The organism is uncultured Cyclobacterium sp. (assembly GCF_963976465.1).
Lineage (GTDB): Bacteria > Bacteroidota > Bacteroidia > Cytophagales > Cyclobacteriaceae > Cyclobacterium.
In genome coordinates this window covers 1-4,004 of the sequence record NZ_CAXBOC010000495.1, presented here as the reverse complement: position 1 = coordinate 4,004, position 4,004 = coordinate 1, and the positions used below count along the sequence as shown (strand labels likewise).

Sequence of the window (4,004 nt, the reverse complement as noted above, 5' to 3'; positions counted from 1 at the left end):
TGACAGGGGACACTTAACCTGGCAGCACTATTCCAATATTCATAAGCTAAATTTATTTCTATCTGAAATCGATGCCCTGCCAGAGGCCTATCCTGAATCTGAGAGGGCAAATATTCAGGCCCAGGTAGACGTATTAAAAGGTGAAGCTACTTTCCTTAGGGCAGTATTTTATAGCGATATCTGCAGATCCTATGGCGGTGTTCCCTTATTGGATACACCAGCTGAATTGGGTGAGGACTTTTCCAGTTACTTGCGTAGTTCTTTTGAAGAAACCATTGATTTTATAGTTCAGGATTGTGACACAGCAGCCGATTTATTGTTGCTCAAAAGTGAAATGGAAATGGGCAGAGCTACCAAAGCAACCGCTATGGCCCTCAAGTCCAGAATGCTTTTATTTGCAGCCAGTGATTTAACAGCAGATGGCACGGCAGTTAATAAATATGTTGGTTATGAAAACCCCAACCGGCAAGCACTATGGACTGCTGCCAGAGATGCTGCTAAAGATTTAATAGACCTAGGAACAGTTTCATTGGAAGATTTTGGTGCTCCTGATCAAGAAGCTGCTGCTTATAATTATTTCTCTTTATTTAAAGCCAGAGATTTATCCAGTCCTGAAGTTATTTGGGGGAAAATGCATAGAGCGGATGATGGCCCTAGGATTAACACCAATCTAAGAAACGGCCTTAACGGCTTATCTTGTCATGGAAACAACGCACCTTATGGGAATTTTGTAGACAGCTACCAAATGGCTGATGGCACTGACTTCTTTGACCATTTCACCTTCAATTCTAATGATGAGTACACCAATGTGTCAACTAAATTTACAAATGAAAACCCATACAAACATAGGGAACCCAGGTTCTATGGTAGCATCTTATATGACAGTGCTGTTTTCCAACCAAGATTCGATGATTTGGCACATATCGATCCACTTGGCATCTACGAAAGAAGAACAAGAACTGTAATCGAAAATGGTGTTGTAGTAAGCGAGCGCTTTGGCTTGGATACCAGACAAGGCCCGGTTTCTCCTTCCAATGGAAATTATACCGGATATGTATTGAAAAAATTCATGGACGATGAGATTATTGGCAGAGATATGGCCAATGAAAATATCTTTATATGGATACGCTATCCAGAAATACTATTGAATTACGCAGAAGCTTCACTGGAACTAGGGGATACTGAAACGGCCACAACCTATATCAACATGGTTAGAAACAGGGTTGCATTACCTGATTTTACAGGAGACATAATGGAAGCCTTAAGGTATGAGCGTAAGATAGAGTTCTTTTCTGAAAATGTAGGCTGGTATGATACCAGAAGATGGAAACTGCTTGAGGAAAATTTTGCTCCTGACCTTTATGGGGTAGATATCAAAGAAGTCACAGAGGACGGTGTCATTACCACTACTTGGAAGAAAATATCGGCAGCCCCTAAAAGAAACTTTTCCGAAAAACTTTATTGGATCCCCATACAACAGGACGAACTAAACAGAGCACCGCAATTGTTACAAAATCCGGGGTACTAGTTATAAAATAATTTGTTGATTACTTTGGCGGAGGCTAAAGGAATAAAAGAAATTGGGTGTAAAGATGGAGCCTTATAATCTACGCTTTACCTTTACACCCTATTTTTGAATGACTGCTAACTAATAATCCCTATTTTGAAGAAAGTAATTTCACCAAATCACCTTTGACATTATCAACGTAAAGCTGGTTAGCAGCATCATCAAATTGAAAAAGGAAAACAAACTTACTCCTCCCCATTTATTAAAAGAAGGCTTTCATTACTATTTTGAAAATGGGCTTATGGTCTTTACCGAGAATTATCATTTGGAAAGGGGAAGTTGCTGTGGTAACAATTGCAGGCATTGTCCATATCCTCCGAAACAACAAAAAATTAAGTGAAGCATTATTATCTAAAAGTACCTAATTCCTCCACTTTATATCCCCTTGGATAAGTTTTTCGTTTACGCGCTGTGCCTAACATGGGACTTTTTCTTTCAGGCAACCATTTTAACAACTTACTCCGAATAAGCATTCCTTGCTGTACCGTTTTAATTAACCAATCAGCCGGTTTATTATAACCCATTGCTTTTCTAAGTGGACAATCCATAAGACACAAAGCTATAGGCCTTCCCATAGGGAATAACCAACTGGGCAAATAGAATCCAAGCAAAAGGTCAAGGGTTTTGTTACCTACCATTGCATTGGCATTATGAAACATAAAGTGTTCTTGCTCATATGCCATGTTAAAGGCTTCAAAATCTGCGAGGTTTTGTGGAATACCGGTGATGTGCATCCGTTCACCTAACCTTATGTAATTGTTAAGAATTGCCGTTTTTTCAGCTGTTGAAAAAGGTCTCCATCCCCATTTATCCATCCAACGAATTGGCTCAAAAATAAAGGTAGAAAGTACATAGAGGTAATCTCGATTGGCTATTTTATACCTACCATGCATAGTATTAATTCGATCTATTGCCATGGTTCCACGTTCACTTTCCATGCCATTTTCGAGGATTTCATACAAGAGCAACTCGGTATCATCATACCGCTTACGTGTATGTTTGATAAATTCACCTGTTGCTACAAGTAAACGGGAAACGGATGGAACCGCAAAAGTTCTGAACAAGGCAAATTCAAGGGCCTTCTCCATGTCCCAGGGGAAACAATGAAAAGTGAGGAGATAACAAATTTTCTCACAATCTTCAGCCGGATCTAGCTCCTCGATTTGGTGTGTAAAAGGTTTAATAGCCATCAGTTCTAAATGTACAATTAAGGACCGACTTCTGAAAATAAACTTCTTTAAATCATTTACAAACCACATTATAGGAGTAAAGGAGGTATTATATCCACCTTTACTCCTAATCTTTATTCATCACCCTATCTGGAAAAAAACAAGCGGGTAATATAAATCCCCTTGCCATCATCTGCTCCTGCATTGCTTTCCACTCCACTTGCAACATAAGTCAGTTTCCAGCCCTCTGCCAGCATGGCATTGATTTTTGAAGCGATAACTGCATCATTTGAAGCAATGTTCTGAAAGTTGATACCGGTCAAACTGAAAAAATTGAGTAATTTCGTTTCTTCCAACTCATCGACTTTAATATCAGACCTTTTGATTTCTTTTTGATTACTTTTTTTACCATCCGTTCTATCAGTGGTATATTCTTCATAATTATTTTCCGTCTGACTGTCAATGATACGTGACCTACCAATTCCCATTGGTACGATAGATTCTACCACAGTCACAATTTTAAACTCCTGTTGAGCTTTTGCTTCCATATAAACAAACCCTACCATTAGCAATAGGGTGAACATGCCCTTTCTGATCATCTTTGAAATAATTTAAATTGTTAAATTTTGAGTAAACATTAAAACTTAGACGAAATTAGATTTAGAAATGTTGTGATTTCCCCTAATAAAAAAAGGTATTCACTCAATTAAAACATATAACCCAAGCAATTCTTTTATTTTATGATGATATCCTCTTGGCATTTCGTTTTTGATAAAATAGGTAAAATTTTATACTTTAACCTATTAAACTCCCTTAATATGAATTTTTCTATCGCTTCTCTCTTCTTTATTTTTTTACAGGTCAGCTTTCCACCTACCTCCTCGCAAAAAAGCTGCTATACTATCATTGAAACAGAAACAGGAAATAAGCTCTCTTTGGTTGCTTTGGTAGATAAACTAACTGAGGCAGAGGTCATATTTTTTGGAGAAGAACACAATGACAGCATTGCTCACGTGCTGCAATACCAATTGTACCAAAGCTTACTAGCAAAGAACAGCTCCCTGACCCTCAGTATGGAAATGTTTGAGAGAGATGTGCAGCTCGTAATGGATGAATACCTTGCAGGTTTTATTACAGAAAAGAAACTCCGGCAAGAAGGTAAAATTTGGAACAATTATTCAGCTTACGCTCCTTTGGTAAATTTAGCCAAAGAAAACAAGCAACAAGTGATTGCAGCCAATGTACCCGGCAGGTATGCAAATATGGTA

At 38.2% G+C, this 4,004-nt stretch carries 5 protein-coding genes; 3 read left to right on the top strand and 2 right to left on the bottom strand.

Annotation, left to right across the window (positions count from 1 at the left end; translation table 11 throughout):
- The coding region (locus AAC037_RS20985) for a RagB/SusD family nutrient uptake outer membrane protein (protein ID WP_339905374.1) at positions 1 to 1,528 on the top strand (1,528 nt) is incomplete at its 5' end.
- Between the two features lie 205 nt (positions 1,529 to 1,733).
- Positions 1,734 to 1,907 carry a DUF5522 domain-containing protein gene (locus AAC037_RS20980; RefSeq protein ID WP_339905373.1) on the top strand — a complete coding sequence of 58 codons (174 nt, stop codon included), beginning with the start codon at positions 1,734 to 1,736 and terminating at the stop codon, positions 1,905 to 1,907.
- A gap of 7 nt (positions 1,908 to 1,914) precedes the next feature.
- Here AAC037_RS20980 and AAC037_RS20975 read toward each other — a convergent pair whose 3' ends face one another.
- On the bottom strand, positions 1,915 to 2,757 hold the full coding sequence (locus tag AAC037_RS20975; RefSeq protein ID WP_339905371.1) for a DUF2236 domain-containing protein: 843 nt from the start codon (positions 2,755 to 2,757) through the stop codon (positions 1,915 to 1,917).
- A gap of 125 nt (positions 2,758 to 2,882) precedes the next feature.
- Positions 2,883 to 3,335, bottom strand: a complete 453-nt coding sequence (locus tag AAC037_RS20970) for a hypothetical protein (protein ID WP_339905369.1) — start codon at positions 3,333 to 3,335, stop codon at positions 2,883 to 2,885.
- 219 nt (positions 3,336 to 3,554) lie between these two features.
- Between AAC037_RS20970 and AAC037_RS20965 the strand changes: the two genes are divergently transcribed.
- Positions 3,555 to 4,004, top strand: a 450-nt coding sequence (locus tag AAC037_RS20965) for a ChaN family lipoprotein (protein ID WP_339905368.1), incomplete at its 3' end; no start/stop codon positions are given.

Coding starts and splice junctions, on each gene's coding strand:
- AAC037_RS20975 (WP_339905371.1), bottom strand. CDS start 2,757: ATGGCTATTAAACCTTTTACACACCAAATCGAGGAGCTAGATCCGGCT.
- AAC037_RS20970 (WP_339905369.1), bottom strand. CDS start 3,335: ATGATCAGAAAGGGCATGTTCACCCTATTGCTAATGGTAGGGTTTGTT.